This is a genomic window from Pseudomonas sp. BNK-7 (genome assembly GCF_048072025.1).
Lineage (GTDB): Bacteria > Pseudomonadota > Gammaproteobacteria > Pseudomonadales > Pseudomonadaceae > Aquipseudomonas > Aquipseudomonas danubii.
This window is the reverse complement of record NZ_CP182252.1, coordinates 5,086,188-5,104,391: the sequence shown is the minus strand read 5'-3', so window position 1 is coordinate 5,104,391 and position 18,204 is coordinate 5,086,188. Positions and strand designations below refer to the sequence as shown.

Below are 18,204 nucleotides of genomic sequence, written 5' to 3'. Positions count from 1 at the left end.
ACGAAAAAGAGAGCCTCTTCAAATGCCCTGCGTCATGCCTGCTGCTGTGCGTCCCTTGTTGCGTCTGAGTCTGCTGCTGAGCCTGAGCGCCAGCCCGTTGCTGGTTCCCTTGAGCTGGGCCGAGGAGGGTGGCCGCCGCAGCTACCAGGTGCCGGCCGGCAGCCTGGGCGCTGTCCTGACCCGCTTTGCCGGGCTGTCCGGAGTCGATCTGGCGGTGGACCCGCGGCTGGTCGAAGGGCGCAGCAGCCCCGGGCTTTCCGGTGAGTTCGCGGTGCAGGAGGGCTTTGCCCGGCTGCTGCAGGGTTCGGGCCTGCAGTTGCACGCGGTGGGTGAACAGGCCTACACCCTAGCGCCGGTCCCCGAGGCCGGCGGCCTGGCGCTGCCCGCCACCTCGATTCTCGGCAGCGATCTCCCTGTCAGCGGCGAGCCCTATGCCGGGGGCCAGGTGGATCGCAAGGGCGGCCAGGGCCTGCTCGGCGACCGCGATTTCATGGACACCCCGTTCAACCTCACGTCCTACACCGCCGAGGCGCTGAAGAACCAGCAGGCGCGAACCCTGGGCGACGCCGTGGCCAGCGACCCTTCGGTTCGCACCACCAACCCGGCCAGCGGGCGTTTCGAGCAGTTCTCGGTGCGCGGCTTCAGCCTGTTCAACAGTGACGTGTCCTACGGCGGCCTGTACGGGATCCTGCCGACCTACGCCATCGACATGGAAATGGTCGGGCGCCTGGATGTGCTCAAGGGGCCGGGCATGCTGCTGGGCGGGATTGCGCCCCGGGGCAGCGTCGGCGGCGGCATCAACATCGAGCCCAAGCGTGCCGCGGACAGCCCCCTGACCGAGTTCACCGCGCTCTATGCGTCCGCCGGGCAGACCGGTGGCGCGGTGGACATCGGCCGGCGCTTTGGCGAGGGCAACCGCTTCGGCCTGCGTTTCAATGGTGTGCGCCAGTCCGGCGACACCGAGTGGGACCACCAGCAGCTCCAGCGCGAAACCGGAGTCATCGGCCTCGACCTGCGCGATGAGCGGCTGCGCCTGTCCCTGGACCTGGGGCACCAGGAACGTCACGCCGACGCGCCGATCGAGCGGGTCGAAGTGGCGGCCACGGCGAAAATGCCCAAGGCCGAAGACATCCGCCACAACATCGCCCAGTCCTGGACCTATGCCCATTCCAAGGACAGCTTCGGCGCGCTGCGCGGCGAGTATGACCTCAGCGATTCATTGATGGTGTACGCCGCCCTGGGGGCGCGCAAAGGCAACTACGACTTTCTGCGCCATGCGGTGCAGGTGACCAACAGCGCCGGCGACTTCACCGTGACCCCGCGCACCTTCCGTCGCGACGAGGACGTCAAGACCGCCGTCATCGGCCTGCGCAGCGGGTTTCAGACCGGGCCGGTCGGGCACAGCGTGAACCTGAGCCTGAACCGCTTCAACATGGATTTCGACAACGCCGGCGAGCGCTACCTGCGCGGTGTCAGCAACCTCTACCGACCGGTGGAGCTGCCGTTGCCCGGGCGTCCCAATCGCCTCGACACCAGCACCCACACGGAAAACCGCTTCACCAGCCTGGCCCTGGCCGACACCTTGAGCCTTGCCGAGGACCGGGTGCTGCTGACCCTGGGCGCACGCTTGCAGCGGGTCCAGGTCAGCACCTGGAGCGATGGCGTGCGCGAAGAACCGGTGAATGACGAGAAGGCCCTGTCCCCGGCCCTGGGCCTGGTGGTCAAGGTCACCGATCAGCTGTCGCTGTACAGCAACTACATGGAAGGCCTGAGCCAGGGCGCAACCGCCCCGACCACCGCCACCAATGCCAACCAAGTGTTCGCCCCGTATCGCAGCAAACAGGTGGAGGTCGGCGCCAAGTACGACCTGGGCCGTTTCGGCATGAGCGCCAGCCTGTTTCGCATCCAGCAGCCGTCCTATGTCTACGACGAGAACAACAACTACAAGCCCGATGGTCAGTTGCGCAACCAGGGCCTGGAGTTGAATGTCTTCGGCGAGCCCCATGACGGCGTGCGCCTGCTGGGCGGGCTGATGCTGCTCGACAGCGTGCAGACCGAAACCGGCCAGGGCCTGTATGACGGCAATCGCGGCACCGGCTCGCCGGTGGTCAATGCCAACCTTGGCGCCGAATGGGACATCGACAGCCTGCGCGGCCTGACCCTGACCGCGCGGGCGATTCACTCCAGCTCGCAATACCTGGACCCGGCCAACCAGCAGAAAATCCCCGGCTGGGAGCGCTATGACCTGGGGGCGCGCTATGCCTTCGAGCTGGGCAAGAAACCGATCACCCTGCGCGCCAGTGTCGAGAACGTGCTCAACACCGCCTACTGGGCCTCGGCCGCAAGCTCGTCCGACAGCGCGGCGGGGTTGACCTTGTCGACGCCGCGCACCTGGCTGGTGTCGGCGACGGTGGGGTTCTAGGGCCGTCCTCGAACAGTGCGCAGTCGCGGGCCAAGCTTGTTGGCGCGGTTACCGGGAGCCCGGTAACCGCCCTGTGCAAGGTTCAATGCGCAGGCTTGAGCTCGGGCGTGGCGTTGGCCCGGGCGATGACCGTGAGGATCGACAGCGCAGCGATGACCAGCCCTGGCGAGGTGGCCAGCAAAACCCCGGCGGTGCCGGCGCCGGCTGCGAGGATCTGCCCGGCGGCCAGGGGCCCGGCCACCGAGCCCAGGCGGCCGATGGCCACGGCAGCGCCCACGCCGGTGGCACGCACCGCGGTCGGGTAGGAGGGCGGTGCCAGCGCGTAGAGCACCAATTGTGCGGCCATCACGAACAGCCCCGCGGCAAATCCGGCCAGGGCCATGGGCGCAATGCCCTGCGACAGCCCGACCCCGGCCAGCGCCGCCAGCAACCCGGCGTACACGAACAGCACCACCTTGAGCCCGTTGCAGCGGTCCAGCAGCAGGCCGCCGAGCAGCGAGCCGAGGGCGCCGCCGATGTTGAACAGCATCTGCACCAGGCCCGCCTGGGGTTTGCTGAAGCCCTGTTCGAGCAGCAGCGAGGGCAGCCAGTTGAGCAGCATGTACATCACGGTCAGGGTGAAGAAGTAGCTGAGCCACAGGGCCAGCGTGGTGCGCGCGCGACCTGCGCCGAACAGCGCCTGGGCGGTGGAGGCGCGCTGGGTGCCGGCACTGGCGGTGTGTTGGCGAAAGGCACTGGATTCGGGCAGCAACCCGGCCATCAGCGGCACCACCAGCAGCGGCGCCAGGCCGCCGATGATGAAGGTGGTCTGCCAATGTTCGCTGGAGAACATCGCCACCACCGCCGCCAGCGCGCCACCCAGGGGCACGCCGCAGTACATGACGCTGATGGCCGTGCCCCGGCGGCGTTCGCTGACCGCTTCGGCGCACAGGGCGATCAGGTTGGGCAGCGCCGCGCCGAGGCCGAGGCCGGTCATGAAGCGCACCAGCAGCAGGCTCGAATAGCTCTCGACGTAGGCCGTGCACAGCGAGAACAGGCCGAACAGCAGCACCGCGCCGACCAGGATCTTCTTGCGCCCGATACGGTCGGCGACCCAGCCGCCGAAGAACGCCCCGGGCAGCAGGCCGATGATCCCGGCGCTGAACACCCAGCCCATCATCTTCGGATCCAGGGCGAAGCTCTGGCGCAATCCGGCGGCGGCGGTGCCGGCCGCCTGCAGATCGAACCCCTCGATCAGCGCAACGATAAAGCACAAAGCGATGGTCAGCGTCGAACGACGCGATGGACTGTCCATGGGCAAACCTCATTGTTGTTTTTGTTGTGGTGGCCAGTCGGACGCCGGGCCTGAATGCGCCGGCGCTGGTGGCTGGCGATTAAGATAACAAAGATAACTAAAAAATGAACAGCGCCTTGATTTCGGCTAATAAATGCAAATAAAGCCATTTAAATCAGATAGATAAACTATCAATAAGGATTACCTGTAAAAATAGATAATATTATTAATGTTCGATTATCGGTCATTTGTGGTTGACGTCAGGCTTGGGCTGTTTCCATTCTCTGTCCGCGACGTCGGCTGCCAGGCCCTCGTTCGCCCCCTAAAACAACAACAAAAAATGGACATCGGACATGCCAAATCTCCCCACCAACGCCGTTGCGGCGTCAGCTTCCTGTGTGCCCAGTCTCCCCACGCGGCTGGCTCTGGCCTTGCTGGGCTTGAGCCTGTTGCCCGGCCCAGTCCGGGCGGCGGGTTTTATCGACGACAGCCACGGCACCCTGACCTTGCGCAATTACTACCTGGATCGCGACTACAAGGACGATGGGGCGAAGACCGCCGCCCGGGAATGGGCCCAGGGTTTCATCATGAACATGGAGTCGGGGTTCACCGAGGGCAGCGTCGGTTTCGGCCTGGATGTGCGCGGGCTGCTGGGGGTCAAGCTCGACTCCTCGCCGGACCGCAGCGGCACCGAACTGCTGCCGGTGTCGGCCAGCGACAAGCGCGCCGCGGATGAATACTCGCGGCTGGCGCCCACCGCCAAACTGCGCTTTGCCCAGACCACGGTGAAGACCGGCGATGTCTCGATCTTCCTGCCGTTTGCCTTTGCCAGCCCGTCGCGCCTGCTGCCGCAGACCTTTCGCGGCACCACCCTGAGCTCCAGGGACATCGACGGCCTGACCCTCAACACCGGCTACATCGACCGCATCAACAAGCGCGACTCCACCGACTACCAGGCCATGACCATTGCCTCGCCCAACCGGCGTTTCAATGCCACGGCCAGCACCTCGCACCTGGCGTACCTGGGGGGCGACTACCAGGTCAACAAGGACCTCGGCCTGCGCGCCTATCACGCCCAGGTGGCCGACCTCTACCAGCAGGACACCCTGGCCCTGCTGCACAACCTGCCCCTGGGCGATGGCGTGCTGAGCAGCGACCTGCGCAGTTTTTTCAGCCGGGAAGACGGCAGCGCCAAGGCCGGTCGGGTCGACAACCGCAACCTCTCGGCGCTGTTCGGCTACACGTTCGGCGGGCACCGGGTGAGCCTGGGCTACATGCATTCCAGCGGCGACACGGCCACGCCCTACATCTCCGGCACCGAGTTGATGGGCATGAGCGAGCTGACCATGAGTTCGGACTTTCTCAACGCCAAGGAGCGCACTTGGCAAGCCATCTACGACTATGACTTTGCCGCCTCCGGCCTGCCCGGGCTCAAGAGTCGGCTGCGTTACGTGCGCGGCGACCATATCGAGCTGGCGGCCTTCAATGCCAGCGACCGCAAGGAGCGCGAGTTTCAGATGGAGTTGGGGTACGTGCTGCAGAGCGGTCCGTTGAAGAACCTCGGGCTGGTGGCGCGCAAGTCGATCTATCGCAATGATTTCCCGGCGGGCGCGGCGTTCCGCGATGAAAACCAGACCCGCTTCCTGGTGCTCTACACCTTGCCGATCTGGTAGGCCCGCAAGCACCTTGCCGCCTCAGCGTGCCGACCCTGTGCCGGCACCTTGGCTTTGGTCCTGGTAAACCTTCTTCAGCAGGCGCAGCAGTTCTTCGCGCTCCTCGCCACTCAAGGCCGAGGTGGCGTCGACGTCGCTTTGCGCGGCGATCTGCTTGAGCTCCTTGAGCAGGGTTTCGCCGGTCTTGCTGAGGAAGATCCCGTAGGAGCGCTTGTCCGGCTTGCAGCGCACCCGTACCGCCAGCGCGCGGCTTTCCAGTTTGTTGAGCAGGGGCACCACTTGCGGCGGCTCGATGGCCAGGGCGCGAGCCAGGTCGGCCTGCATCAGCCCCGGGTTGCTGTCGATGATCGCCAGGGCCGAGAACTGCGCGGGCCGCAGGTCGTGGACCGAGAGCCGGCCGATCAGGTTCTGGAACAGCTTGAGCTGGGCGCGACGCATGGCGTAGCCAATCAGTTCGTCCAGGGCCGAATCCAGCGGCGCCTGGACCTCGGCGTTGGCGGGTGGGGCCTCGCGCGGGTCGGCGAGGGGAGCGGGCTTGGCCATGACAAAAACATCCTGGGTCGGTTAACAAGGCTATCCAGTTTGCCGGGGTCGGCCGCTGATAGCTACGTTTGCCTGTGTTGGCAGGCGTTGCAGAAGGATTTTTCCGCGGTGAAGAAAAATGGTTAATCAAATTAATAGTTAATTGACATAACTATTTTTGCGGTTTAATTTCGACCCATCTTCAAGCCAGAACAAGAGAGCATCGCCATGAGCAACTACGAAGGTCGCTGGACAACGGTCAAGGTCGAAATCGAAGAGGGCATTGCCTGGGTCATCCTCAATCGCCCGGAAAAACGCAACGCCATGAGCCCGACCCTGAACCGGGAAATGATCGACGTGCTGGAAACCCTGGAGCAGGACCCGGCCGCCGGCGTGCTGGTGCTGACTGGCGCCGGTGAAGCCTGGACCGCCGGCATGGACCTCAAGGAGTACTTTCGCGAGGTGGATGCCGGCCCGGAGATCCTTCAGGAAAAAATCCGTCGCGAAGCCTCCCAGTGGCAGTGGAAACTGTTGCGCATGTACGCCAAGCCGACCATCGCCATGGTCAACGGCTGGTGCTTCGGTGGCGGCTTCAGCCCGCTGGTGGCCTGCGACCTGGCGATCTGCGCCGATGAGGCGACCTTCGGCCTCTCGGAAATCAACTGGGGCATCCCGCCGGGCAACCTGGTGAGCAAGGCCATGGCCGACACCGTGGGTCATCGCCAGTCGCTGTACTACATCATGACCGGCAAGACCTTTGGCGGGCAGAAAGCCGCCGAGATGGGCCTGGTCAATGAAAGCGTGCCCCTGGCGCAATTGCGTGAAGTCACCATTGAACTGGCGCGCAATCTGCTGGAGAAAAACCCGGTGGTGCTGCGTGCCGCCAAGCACGGCTTCAAGCGTTGCCGCGAGCTGACCTGGGAGCAGAACGAAGACTACCTGTACGCCAAGCTCGATCAGTCGCGCCTTTTGGACACCGAAGGCGGCCGCGAGCAGGGCATGAAGCAGTTTCTTGACGACAAGAGCATCAAGCCCGGCCTGCAGGCGTATAAACGCTGAGCCCGGCCGGCGAACGGCGGGCCCATCCCGCCGTTCGCCATGCCCCTGGCCTTACTGTTACACCGCTGCGCTGCATTCCCGACAAAGACAACAAGAGGAATCACCATGCTGGACGTGCCCCTGCTGATCGGTGGCCAGTCGCGCCCCGCCGGCGACGGTCGAACCTTCGAACGCCGCAACCCGGTGACCGGCGCGGTGGTATCGCGCGTGGCCGCCGCGACCCTGGACGATGCCGACGCCGCCGTGGCCGCGGCCCAGGCCGCATTCCCCGCCTGGGCGGCCCTGGCCCCCAACGAACGCCGCAGCCGCCTGCTCAGGGCCGCCGAGCAATTGCAGGCCCGCAGCGAGGAATTCATCGCCGCCGCCGGCGAGACCGGGGCCATGGCCAACTGGTACGCCTTCAACGTGCGCCTGGCGGCCAACATGCTGCGTGAAGCGGCGTCGATGACCACCCAGATCAACGGCGAAGTCATTCCCTCGGATGTCCCCGGCAGTTTCGCCATGGCCCTGCGCCAACCCTGTGGCGTGGTGCTGGGCATCGCCCCGTGGAACGCCCCGGTGATTCTCGCCACCCGGGCCATCGCCATGCCCCTGGCCTGTGGCAACAGCGTGGTGCTCAAGGCTTCCGAACTGAGCCCGGCGGTGCATCGCCTGATCGGCCAGGTGCTGCAGGACGCCGGCCTGGGCGATGGCGTGGTCAACGTCATCAGCAATGCCCCGGCCGATGCCGCGGCGATTGTCGAGCGGCTGATCGCCAACCCGGCGGTGCGCCGGGTCAACTTCACCGGTTCGACCCATGTCGGGCGGATTGTCGGCGAGCTTGCGGCGCGCCACCTCAAGCCGGCCTTGCTGGAGCTGGGCGGCAAGGCGCCGCTGCTGGTGCTGGACGATGCCGACCTGGATGCAGCTGTCGCGGCCGCGGCGTTTGGCGCCTACTTCAACCAGGGGCAGATCTGCATGTCCACCGAGCGCCTGATCGTCGATGCCAAGGTGGCCGATGCCTTCGTCGCCAAGCTGGCGGCCAAGGTCGAGAGCCTGCGCGCCGGCGACCCGGCAGCCGCAGATTCGGTGCTCGGTTCGCTGGTGGATGCCAGCGCCGGCACGCGTATCCGGGCACTGATCGACGATGCCCTGGAGCAGGGCGCGCGGCTGGTGGTCGGCGGGCAACTGGACGGCAGCATTCTGCAGCCGACCCTGCTCGACGGCATCACCGCATCGATGCGCCTGTACCGCGAGGAGTCCTTCGGACCGGTGGCGGTGCTGCTGCGCGGCAGCGGCGATGAAGAGTTGCTGCGTCTGGCCAACGACTCCGAGTTCGGCCTGTCGGCGGCGATTTTCAGCCGCGACACCGGGCGGGCCCTGGCCCTGGCGCAACGGGTCGAGTCGGGCATCTGCCACATCAACGGGCCCACCGTGCACGACGAGGCGCAGATGCCGTTTGGCGGCGTCAAGTCCAGCGGCTACGGCAGTTTTGGCGGCAAGGCCTCGATCGAACACTTCACCCAATTGCGCTGGGTCACCTTGCAGAACGGCCCGCGGTACTACCCGATCTGATCCGTCGCCACGGGCGCGGTGCCCTCTGAACCGGCTTTCGATCTGGCGAACAACGCTTTTTAACGCCGCGTCAGCCAAGCGCAGCAGATCGCAAGCAGGTTCTTGAGCACGCGGCCCGTGTGCAGGCAGGGCATAACAATAACAAGGCCGCAGCCCCCGGCTGCCACGCTTGCCAGCCGTCGCCCTGCGTGCGCGGCGCAGGCGTGCCTTGATGGAGGACATGTACGTGAGTTGCCAATTCAGAGCGCCATCCCCACCCGCGGCCGAGCCGCCGCGTTACCGCCAGGTGTCCATCGGCCGGCCGGCGGTTGCCGTCAGTGAAGAGCAGGGCGTGTTGCACATGCGCTCCCTGGAACCCCTGGCGCCCTTGCCGCAGCGCTTGCTCGATCGCCTGCTGCACTGGGCCCGGGTGCGCCCCGAGCAGACCTTCATTGCCGCCCGCGAGGCCGGCGGCGACTGGCGCCGGGTCAGCTATGGGCAGATGCTCGACAGCGTGCGCGCCATCGCCCAGGGCCTGCTCGGCTACGGGTTGTCCGCCGACAAGCCGCTGGCGCTGCTTTCGGGCAATGACATCGAACACCTGCAACTGGCCCTGGGCGCGATGTACGCCGGGATTCCCTATTGCCCGGTGTCACCGGCCTATTCGCTGTTGTCCCAGGACTTTGCCAAGCTGCGCCACGTCTGCGACCTGTTGCAGCCGGGGCTGGTGTTTGTCAGCGATGCTGGCGCCTACCAGCGGGCCATCGACGCGGTGCTGCCCCCCGAGACGCCGCTGATCTGTGTGCGTGGCCAGGTGCCGGGGCGACGCCAGGCGAGCTTCGCCAGCCTGCTGGCCGAGCCCGGTGGGGCCGAGGCCGATGCGGCCTTTGCCGCCACCGGGCCGGACAGCATCGCCAAGTTTCTCTTCACCTCGGGCTCGACCAAGCTGCCCAAGGCAGTGATCACCACCCAGCGCATGCTCTGCGCCAACCAGCAGATGCTGTTGCAGACCTTCCCGGTGTTCGGCGAAGAGCCGCCGGTGCTGGTGGACTGGCTGCCCTGGAACCACACCTTCGGTGGCAGCCATAACGTCGGCATCGTGCTCTACAACGGCGGCAGTTTTTATCTGGACGACGGCAAGCCCACGGCCCAGGGCTTCGCCGAGACCTTGCGCAACCTCAAGGAGATCTCGCCCACCGCCTACCTGACCGTGCCCAAGGGCTGGGAGGAACTGGTCAACGCCCTGGAGCAGGACGCCGAGCTGCGCGAGTGTTTTTTCAAGCGCATGAGCCTGTTCTTCTTCGCTGCCGCCGGGCTGTCGCAAAGTGTCTGGGACCGTCTCGACCGGGTCGCCGAGCAGCATTGCGGCGAACGCATCCGCATGATGGCCGGGCTCGGCATGACCGAGGCCGCGCCGTCCTGCACCTTCACCACCGGGCCGCTGTCGATGGCCGGCTACATCGGCCTGCCGGCACCGGGGTGCGAAGTGCGCCTGGTGCCGGTGGACGGCAAGCTCGAGGGGCGCTTTCGCGGGCCGCACATCATGCCCGGCTACTGGCGCGCGGCGCAGCAGACCGCCGAAGTGTTCGACGCCCAGGGCTTCTATTGCTCGGGGGATGCACTCAAGCTCGCCGACCCCCAGGACCCGCAGTTGGGGCTGATGTTCGACGGGCGCATTGCCGAGGATTTCAAGTTGTCGTCTGGGGTCTTTGTCAGTGTCGGCCCGCTGCGCAATCGCGCGGTGCTCGAAGGCTCGCCCTATGTCCAGGACCTGGTGGTGGCCGCCCCGGACCGCGAGTGCCTGGGGGCCCTGGTGTTCCCGCGGCTGTATGAATGCCGGCGGCTGGCGGCGCTGGGCGCCGAGGCCAGCGATGCCCAGGTGCTGGCCAGCGCGCCGGTGCGCCAGTGGTTCGGCGACTGGTTGCAGCGCCTGAACCGCGAGGCCAGCGGCAACGCCAGCCGCCTGGAGTGGATCGCCCTGCAGGTGGAGCCGGCGTCCATCGACCGCGGGGAAATCACCGACAAGGGCTCGATCAACCAGCGCGCGGTGTTGCAGTGGCGCGCCGAGCAGGTCGAGGACCTGTATCGCGGCCGCGAACCGTCGATCCTGCGCGCCGAGCCCAAGCCATGAACGGTGCCGGGCAGTACAGCGAGTTTGCCGATGTGGCGATCCTTGAGGCGTTGCGCACGCCCTGGGTCGACCTTGGCGGGGACCTGGCGGAGATCTCGCCGATCGATCTGGGGATCAAGGTCGGCCGCGAGGTACTGCAGCGCGCCGGCATCGATGCCCGGGCGGTGGACAGCGTGCTGGCCGGCTCCATGGCCCAGGCCAGTTTCGACGCCTACCTGCTGCCCCGGCACATCGGCCTGTACAGCGGCGTCGGGCAAGCGGTGCCGGCCCTGGGGGTGCAGCGCATCTGCGCTACCGGTTTCGAGCTGTTGCGCCAGGCGGCCGAGCAGCTGCGGGGCGAGGTGCAACTGGCGTTGTGCGTGGCCAGTGAATCGATGTCGCGCAACCCGATTGCCGCCTACACCCATCGCGGCGGCTTTCGCCTGGGGGCGGCGGTGCAGTTCAAGGACTTCTTATGGGAGGCGCTGTACGACCGGGCGCCGGGGCTGGACATGATTGCCACCGCCGACAATCTGGCGCGGCGTTATGGCCTGACCCGCGAAGCCGTGGACGGCTATGCCTGCGCCAGCCATCAGCGGGCCCTGGCGGCGCAGCAGGCGGGCTGGTTCGCGCCGGAAATCGTCGCCGTAAGCCAGCAGACCTTCGAGCTCGACGGCTATCGACCGCGCGGCATTCGCCTGCCACGGGGTGTCGAGACGGTCAGCCGGGACAGTCATCCGCGTCCCAGTGAGTTGTCTGCCCTGGCGCGCTTGCGGACGATCCACGAGGGCGGGGTGCAGACCGCCGGCAACAGTTGCGCGGTGGTCGATGGCGCGGCGGCGGCCCTGGTCGGGCGGGCGTCGGCCTGCAGTGCTACGCCCCTGGCGCTGTTGCTGGGCAGTGCGGTGGTCGGGGTGGCGCCGGAGTGCATGGGCATCGGTCCGGCCCCGGCGATCCGCCTGCTCCTGCAGCGCAGCGGCCTGGGCCTGGAGCAGATCGGTCGCCTTGAAATCAACGAGGCTCAGGCGGCCCAGGTACTGGCCGTGTCCCGGGAGCTGGAGCTGGACAGTGACCGCCTGAATACCCGGGGCGGCTCCCTGGCCCTGGGTCATCCCCTGGCCGCCAGCGGCCTGCGCCTGGTGCTGACCCTGGCCCGGCAACTGCGCGAGCACAACCTGCGCTACGGAATCGCCGCCGCCTGCGTGGGAGGCGGCCAGGGCATGGCGCTGCTGATCGAAAACCCGGCCTGGCGCGGCTGAGCCCGACCGGCCCGCCGCCCCTGGCGGGTCATTCTATTTCTACTCGATGAGGTGTCCCCATGTGGAGCTACCAGGCGCCGCTGCGCGATATGCAATTTGTCCTTGAGCACTGGCTGGAGGCCCCCGAGGCGTGGCGTCGGAGCCCGGCGTTCGAGGCGCTGGACCTGCCCCTGGCGCTGCAGGTGCTGGAGCAGGCCGGGCGTTTCAGCCAGGACGTGCTGGCGCCGCTGAACGCCAGCGGCGATCGCCAGGGCTGCCGGTGGGCGGACGGGCAGGTCAGCACCCCGCAGGGGTTTGCCGAGGCCTACCGGGCCTATGTCGAGGGCGGCTGGCCGGCCCTGGCTTGCGCCGAAGCCCTGGGTGGCCAGGGCCTGCCGCAGCTGCTGGACGCGGCGCTGCAAGAGATGCTCTACGCCAGCAACCACGCCTGGGCCATGTACACCGGCATCGCCCACGGCGCCTACCTGTGCCTCAAGACCCACGGCGCGCCCTGGCTCCAGGAGCGCTACCTGCCGGGGATCATCAGCGGCGCGAGCCTGCCCACCATGTGCCTGACCGAGCCCCAGGCCGGCAGTGATGTCGGCCTGTTGCGCTGTCGCGCCGAGCCCCAGGCCGACGGCAGCTATCGCCTCAGCGGCAGCAAGCTGTTCATTTCCGGCGGCGAGCATGACCTCACCGACAACATCCTGCACCTGGTGCTGGCCCGGCTGCCGGGCGCGCCGGAGGGCAGCCGCGGGATCTCGCTGTTCCTGGTGCCCAAGCGCCTGGAGCGGGGCCAGGGTAACGGCGTGCGCTGCGACGGCATCGAACACAAGATGGGGATCAAGGGCAGCGCCACCTGTTCCCTGGTGTTCGAGGCGGCCCAGGGCTGGCTGGTGGGCGAGGCCCATCGCGGCCTGGCGGCGATGTTCGTGATGATGAATTCGGCGCGCCTGCACGTGGGCCTGCAAGGCCTGGGGCATGTCGAAGCGGCGTGGCAGAACGCCCGTGACTACGCCGGCGAACGCCAGCAGATGCGTGCGCCCTTGCGTCCCGCCGGGGTTGCTGCCCAGGCCGCCGACCCGATTCGCTACCACCCGGCCATGCGCCGCGTGCTGCTGGAATTGCGCGCCACCAGCGAAGGCCTGCGGGCCATCGGCTACTGGGCCGCGCACTTGCTGGATCAGGCCGAGCATCACCCTGAACCCCAGGTCCGGCGCCAGGCCGATCAGCTGGCGCAACTGCTGACGCCGATCATCAAGGCGTTCTTTACCGAGCAGGGCTTTCGTCAGGCCAGCAACGCCTTGCAGGTCTTCGGCGGCTACGGCTACGTCGCCGAGTTCGCCATCGAGCAGACCCTGCGCGACAGTCGCATCGCCATGATCTACGAAGGCAGCAACGAGATTCAGGCCAACGACCTGCTGTTGCGCAAGGTGCTGGGGGATGGTGGGCAGGGCTTCGCGCTGTTGCTTGAGCAATTGCGCGATGAGGCCGGGCACAGCGCCCAGGTGCCCGAGTGCGCGGGGTTCGCCCGGTCGTTGGCGGATCTGGCCGAGGCGTTGCAGGCACTGGTGGCCCAGGTGCAGCAGTGGGCGCTGGAGGATGCCGAGTACCCGTATCGCGCGGCCGGGGATTTTCTGGCGTTGTGTGGCCTGAGCCTGCTGGCACTGGCCTGGACCCGGGCGGCACGGGTGTCGCGCAGGCTGCCCGAGGGCGACCCGCTGCGTGGGGCCAAGCTGGAGACGGCGGGGTTCTTTTTCAGCTACCTGTTGCCCCAGGTCGAACCGCGGATGACGGCGGTACGCAACGCCCGGGCAGGGTTGGCGTTTATCTGAGGTGATGCAGGTTATTGGATCCAATCAAGGGGGCAAACCTTGTGGCGAGGGAGCTTGCTCCCGCTGGGGTGCGCAGCGCCCCCAGCGCTGGCCGGCGAGCGTTTCCAGGCCTACCGCACCCGCAGGCTGTGCGATGGCTGTGCCATCGAACGGGAGCAAGCCCACTCGCCACATGCTTGGTTGGCCGATAATCGCCCGCTAATCCCGGCGCCGTGTCGGGCACCTAAGCGTTTGATCCTTATGGAAATTGACCCCGCCCATGGCTGGCCAAGGGGTTTTTGAGCAGCCTTTTCAGCCCGCTTATCCCTTGCCAATGGATCCATTAAGCGCTTTATTGGCGACCTGGCGATGGCAGGAGCCCTCCTGACCGTCCGCAATAAAAACAACAAAAAGGGTTTCGTCATGAATGTCTTTTCGACGGCGTGCAGCCACCTGGCTGGCGCGCGCTGGCTGTCTGTGTGCACAGGTTCGCTGGGTGTTGCGCTTCGGCTCGTGGCCGAACGGCAGGTGCGGCCATGAACGGTGATCTCAAGCAACGGCTCGATCAGGGGCCGATGGGTGCGTTCCAGTGCCTGGCGATCGGTATCTGCATCGTCCTCAACATGATCGACGGCTTCGATGTGCTGGTGATGGCCTTCACCGCCGCCTCGGTGTCCGCCGAGTGGCAACTCAACGGCGCGCAGATCGGCCTGCTGCTCAGTGCCGGGTTGTTCGGCATGGCCGGCGGTTCGCTGTTTATCGCGCCCTGGGCCGATCGCTTCGGGCGCCGGCCGCTGATTCTGGGGTGCCTGTTGCTGTCCGGTATCGGCATGCTGCTTTCGGCCACCAGCCAGAGTCCGTTGCAACTGGCGTTGTTGCGCGGCCTGACCGGCTTGGGCATCGGCGGCATCCTGGCCAGCAGCAACGTGATCGCCGCCGAATACGCCAGCCGCCGCTGGCGGGGGCTGGCGGTGAGCCTGCAATCCACCGGCTATGCCCTGGGGGCGACCCTGGGCGGCTTGCTGGCGGTGTGGCTGCTGAGCCACTGGGGCTGGCGCTCGGTGTTTGTGTTTGGCGGCGTCGTCACCTTACTGGTGATCCCCCTGGTGCTGCTCTGGCTCCCTGAATCCCTGGACTTTCTCCTGGCCCGGCGCCCGGCCGATGCGTTGCCGCGGGTCAATCGCCTGGCCCAGCGCCTGGGGCACCCGACGCTGGCGCGGCTGCCCGCGGCGGCGCTGCGCGAGGAGGGCGCCGGCAGCGGCTTCGGCCAGCTGTTCGCCGGGCCGATGCGGCGCACCACGCTGCTGATCTGGCTGTTGTTTTTCCTGGTGATGTTCGGCTTCTACTTCGTCATGAGCTGGACCCCGAAACTGCTGGTGGCCGCCGGGCTTTCGGCGCAGCAGGGGATCACCGGCGGGGTGCTGCTGAGTGTCGGCGGGATCTTCGGCGCGGCGCTGATCGGCGGCTTGTCTTCGCGCTGGCCGCTGACCCGGGTGCTGTCGCTGTTCATGCTGGTGACCGCCGGACTCCTGGTGCTGTTTGTCGGCAGCGCCTCGTCGATTGCCGCGGCCCTGGGCCTGGGGTTGCTGATCGGGCTGTTCGCCAACGGCTGCGTGGCCGGGCTGTATGCCTTGTCGCCGGTGGTCTACGACGCTTCGGTGCGGGCTACCGGAGTGGGCTGGGGGATCGGCATCGGGCGCATCGGCGCGATTGTCTCGCCGACGGTGGCCGGGGTGCTGCTGGATGCCGGCTGGCAGCCGCTGCACCTGTACGGGGTGTTTGCCGTGGTCTTCGTGCTGGCGGCGGCTTGCCTGTTGCTGCTGCGCCCGGCGCCGCCGCAGGCGCAAGCGGCCCTGGCCTAGCCTGCGCAACCGGATGCGCCCGCGGGCGCTGCTTCACGCCTGGCCGTCGATGATCGCCGCGGCCACGGTCTGGCGGAACCAGGTCAGGGCGGCGGAGCTGTCGCTGTTGGGGTGCCAGTGCAGGGACACGTCGAACTCCCCCACCGGGAACGGCAGCTCCAGTTGCCGCAGGCCGCCTTCGAGGGTGAACAGGCGGGCGATCTGCGCCGGCAGCACCGCCAGCAGGTCGGTGCCGGGCAGGACCTTGGGCAGCACCGAGAAGTGCGGCACCTGCAGGCTGATGCGGCGCGTGGCGTTCATCTGTTTGAGCACGTCCTCGACGCTGCCGTGGCCGGTGGTGCGGGTCACGGCGATGTGCCGTTCGGCGAGGAACTGTTCCAGGCTCAGGTGTTCGCCGATGCGCGGGTGGCGGTCGCTGAGCAGGCACACGTAGCGCTCGCGGATCAGTACCTGGCTGCGGGTGCCGGTCAGGGGCTTGCGGCAGATCAGCGCGTCGACCTTGGCACTGCCGAGCCATTCCCCGGCCTGGTCCACCTGCAGCGGCAGGACCTCGACTTCGGCCTCCGGGGCCTGCTGGTTCAGGCGCGCCAGGATCAGCGGCAGAAAGCCCATTTCGCCGAGGTCGGAGAGGGCGATGCGAAAGCGTCGCTCGGTGGTCGCCGGGTCGAAGTGCCGGGTGCTGTGCACGGTGTTTTCGATCCGCGTCAGGGATTCGCGCAGGGGCGGGTACAGCTCATCGGCCAGTTGGCTGGGCTGGATGCCGTCGCGGCTGCGGCTGAACAGGCCGTCGTCGAACAGGTCCCGCAGCCGCGCCAGGGCGTAGCTGACCGAGGGCTGGGTGACGAACAGGCGCTCGGCGGCCAGGGTCACGCTGCGGGCTTCGTAGAGGGTGACGAAGGTGCGGATCAGGTTCAGATCGATGTGGCTCATGCTGCCTCATGGATATAGATGGATCTTATTTTTAATAGAAATAGTATCGATTTGATCAATTTCATCGCGGCTGCAAGAGTAACTCAAATTCTAAAAAAGCAGCGGCAAAGGTCCCTATGAAAACCGTCCATAGCGCTTCCTACGACATCCTCCGGCAACACGGCCTGACCACGGTGTTCGGTAACCCGGGTTCCAACGAGTTGCCCTTTCTCAAGGGCTTTCCCGAAGACTTCCGCTACATCCTCGGCCTGCACGAAGGCGCGGTGGTCGGCATGGCCGACGGCTTCGCCCTGGCCAGCGGCCAGCCGGCGTTCGTCAACCTGCATGCGGCGGCCGGCACCGGCAACGGCATGGGCGCGCTGACCAATGCCTGGTACTCCCACAGCCCGCTGGTGATCACCGCCGGCCAGCAAGTGCGCTCGATGATCGGCGTCGAAGCCATGCTGGCCAATGTCGATGCCGCGCAGTTGCCCAAGCCCCTGGTCAAGTGGAGCCATGAACCGGCCTGCGCCGAGGATGTGCCCCGGGCCCTGAGCCAGGCCATCCACATGGCCAGCCAGGCGCCCAAGGGCCCGGTGTACCTGTCGATTCCCTACGACGACTGGGGTCGTGCCGCCCCGGCCGGGGTCGAGCACCTGGCCCGGCGCCAGGTGGCCACGGCCGGGCTGCCTTCGGCGGCACAATTGCGCCAGCTGGTACAGCGTCTGGTGGCGGCGCGCAACCCGGTGCTGGTGCTGGGGCCGGATGTGGACGGCAGCCAGAGCAACCACCTGGCGGTGCAACTGGCGGAAAGACTCGGCATGCCGGCCTGGGTCGCGCCGTCCGCGTCCCGCTGCCCGTTCCCGACCCGCCACCCGAGCTTTCGCGGGGTGCTGCCGGCGGCCATCGCCGGCATCAGCCGCTGCCTGGCGGAGCATGACCTGATCCTGGTGGTGGGCGCCCCGGTGTTCCGTTACCACCAGTTCGCCCCGGGGGACTACCTGCCCGAGGGGTGCGAGCTGCTGCACATCACTTGCGACCCCGGCGAAGCAGCACGCTCGCCCATGGGCGATGCGCTGGTAGGGGACATTGCCGAGACCCTGCAGGCCCTGGTCTGGGCGCTGCCGGAGTGCGACCGGCCGCAGCCGCCAGCCTTGCCGGCACCGGCGCCGGTCGAGGAAACCGGCGGCCTGCTGCGCCCGGAAACCGTGTTCGACGTGATCAACGAGCTGGCGCCCAGGGATGCGATCTACGTCAAGGAATCCACCTCCACCGTCGGCGCCTTCTGGCAGCGAGTGGAAATGCGCGAGCCCGGCAGTTACTACTTTCCGGCGGCTGGCGGCCTGGGCTTCGGCCTGCCGGCGGCGGTGGGGGTGCAACTGGCCCGGCCCGAGCGGCGGGTGATCGGGATCATCGGCGACGGTTCGGCCAATTACGGCATCACCGCGCTGTGGACCGCCGCCCAGTACCAGATCCCGGTGGTGTTCATCATTCTCAAGAACGGCACCTACGGCGCCCTGCGCTGGTTCGCCGATGTGCTGCAGGTCAGCGATGCGCCGGGGCTGGACGTGCCGGGCCTGGACTTCTGCGCCATCGGCCGCGGCTACGGTGTGCACGCGGTGCAGGCCAACACCCGCGAGGCGTTTGCCGAGGCGTTTGCCGCGGCCCTGGCGGGCCAGCGCCCGGTACTGATCGAGGTGCCGACCTTGACCATCGAACCCTGAAGACAGCCTTGTCGCCGGGCCCGGTGCCCGGCCTTGCCCACCGCAGCTTGCGGACTCACCAGAAG

The 18,204-nt window shown here is 67.2% G+C and carries 11 protein-coding genes and 1 pseudogene; 9 read left to right on the top strand and 3 right to left on the bottom strand.

The window, feature by feature from the left end; all coding sequences use genetic code 11:
- Positions 1-22 precede the first annotated feature (22 nt).
- Entirely contained in the window at positions 23-2,422 is a 2,400-nt protein-coding gene (locus tag ACMGF8_RS23160; RefSeq protein ID WP_102863119.1) for a TonB-dependent receptor, read from the top strand.
- A gap of 82 nt (positions 2,423-2,504) precedes the next feature.
- Here the strand turns inward: ACMGF8_RS23160 and mhpT are convergent, their stop codons facing one another.
- Complete coding sequence (gene mhpT, locus ACMGF8_RS23155; protein WP_060839788.1) at positions 2,505-3,716, bottom strand: 3-(3-hydroxy-phenyl)propionate transporter MhpT; 1,212 nt, start codon at positions 3,714-3,716, stop codon at positions 2,505-2,507.
- A gap of 332 nt (positions 3,717-4,048) precedes the next feature.
- On the opposite strand from mhpT, the gene ACMGF8_RS23150 reads away from it, so the two are divergent.
- Positions 4,049-5,368, top strand: coding sequence for an OprD family porin (locus ACMGF8_RS23150; RefSeq protein WP_102863120.1), 1,320 nt, complete (start codon positions 4,049-4,051; stop codon positions 5,366-5,368).
- 21 nt (positions 5,369-5,389) lie between these two features.
- Here ACMGF8_RS23150 and ACMGF8_RS23145 read toward each other — a convergent pair whose 3' ends face one another.
- On the bottom strand, positions 5,390-5,911 hold the full coding sequence (locus ACMGF8_RS23145) for a MarR family winged helix-turn-helix transcriptional regulator (RefSeq protein WP_207166061.1): 522 nt from the start codon (positions 5,909-5,911) through the stop codon (positions 5,390-5,392).
- 207 nt (positions 5,912-6,118) lie between these two features.
- Between ACMGF8_RS23145 and ACMGF8_RS23140 the strand changes: the two genes are divergently transcribed.
- The 6 genes and pseudogenes from ACMGF8_RS23140 to ACMGF8_RS23115 all read left to right on the top strand — a co-directional run.
- Complete coding sequence (locus ACMGF8_RS23140; protein ID WP_010567568.1) at positions 6,119-6,949, top strand: p-hydroxycinnamoyl CoA hydratase/lyase; 831 nt, start codon at positions 6,119-6,121, stop codon at positions 6,947-6,949.
- 105 nt (positions 6,950-7,054) lie between these two features.
- The gene (locus tag ACMGF8_RS23135; protein WP_207816597.1) at positions 7,055-8,503 is read left to right on the top strand and encodes an aldehyde dehydrogenase; all 1,449 of its coding nucleotides are present in this window, start codon (positions 7,055-7,057) and stop codon (positions 8,501-8,503) included.
- A gap of 226 nt (positions 8,504-8,729) precedes the next feature.
- On the top strand, positions 8,730-10,613 hold the full coding sequence (locus ACMGF8_RS23130; RefSeq protein WP_060841966.1) for a feruloyl-CoA synthase: 1,884 nt from the start codon (positions 8,730-8,732) through the stop codon (positions 10,611-10,613).
- A complete protein-coding gene (locus ACMGF8_RS23125) occupies positions 10,610-11,851 on the top strand; it encodes a thiolase family protein (RefSeq protein WP_207816599.1) in 1,242 nt (413 codons plus the stop codon). The genes ACMGF8_RS23130 and ACMGF8_RS23125 overlap by 4 nt, the downstream gene beginning before the upstream one ends.
- A gap of 59 nt (positions 11,852-11,910) precedes the next feature.
- Positions 11,911-13,665, top strand: a complete 1,755-nt coding sequence (locus ACMGF8_RS23120) for an acyl-CoA dehydrogenase (RefSeq protein ID WP_416757247.1) — start codon at positions 11,911-11,913, stop codon at positions 13,663-13,665.
- Positions 13,666-14,180: 515 nt separating this feature from the next.
- A pseudogene (locus ACMGF8_RS23115) lies at positions 14,181-15,486 on the top strand (MFS transporter); the annotation flags it as partial.
- Between the two features lie 53 nt (positions 15,487-15,539).
- On the opposite strand, the gene ACMGF8_RS23110 reads toward ACMGF8_RS23115, so the two are convergent.
- Entirely contained in the window at positions 15,540-16,436 is an 897-nt protein-coding gene (locus ACMGF8_RS23110; RefSeq protein WP_060839780.1) for a LysR family transcriptional regulator, read from the bottom strand.
- Between the two features lie 116 nt (positions 16,437-16,552).
- Between ACMGF8_RS23110 and mdlC the strand changes: the two genes are divergently transcribed.
- Positions 16,553-18,139, top strand: coding sequence for a benzoylformate decarboxylase (mdlC, locus tag ACMGF8_RS23105; RefSeq protein ID WP_102863126.1), 1,587 nt, complete (start codon positions 16,553-16,555; stop codon positions 18,137-18,139).
- Positions 18,140-18,204 lie beyond the last annotated feature (65 nt).

What these genes read in the sequence shown, in the direction of transcription:
- ACMGF8_RS23140 (WP_010567568.1), top strand. Translation starts at nt 6,119, where the DNA reads ATGAGCAACTACGAAGGTCGCTGGACAACGGTCAAGGTCGAAATCGAA.
- ACMGF8_RS23125 (WP_207816599.1), top strand. Translation starts at nt 10,610, where the DNA reads ATGAACGGTGCCGGGCAGTACAGCGAGTTTGCCGATGTGGCGATCCTT.
- ACMGF8_RS23135 (WP_207816597.1), top strand. Translation starts at nt 7,055, where the DNA reads ATGCTGGACGTGCCCCTGCTGATCGGTGGCCAGTCGCGCCCCGCCGGC.
- ACMGF8_RS23110 (WP_060839780.1), bottom strand. Translation starts at nt 16,436, where the DNA reads ATGAGCCACATCGATCTGAACCTGATCCGCACCTTCGTCACCCTCTAC.
- ACMGF8_RS23145 (WP_207166061.1), bottom strand. Translation starts at nt 5,911, where the DNA reads ATGGCCAAGCCCGCTCCCCTCGCCGACCCGCGCGAGGCCCCACCCGCC.
- ACMGF8_RS23120 (WP_416757247.1), top strand. Translation starts at nt 11,911, where the DNA reads ATGTGGAGCTACCAGGCGCCGCTGCGCGATATGCAATTTGTCCTTGAG.
- mhpT (WP_060839788.1), bottom strand. Translation starts at nt 3,716, where the DNA reads ATGGACAGTCCATCGCGTCGTTCGACGCTGACCATCGCTTTGTGCTTT.
- ACMGF8_RS23150 (WP_102863120.1), top strand. Translation starts at nt 4,049, where the DNA reads ATGCCAAATCTCCCCACCAACGCCGTTGCGGCGTCAGCTTCCTGTGTG.
- ACMGF8_RS23160 (WP_102863119.1), top strand. Translation starts at nt 23, where the DNA reads ATGCCCTGCGTCATGCCTGCTGCTGTGCGTCCCTTGTTGCGTCTGAGT.
- mdlC (WP_102863126.1), top strand. Translation starts at nt 16,553, where the DNA reads ATGAAAACCGTCCATAGCGCTTCCTACGACATCCTCCGGCAACACGGC.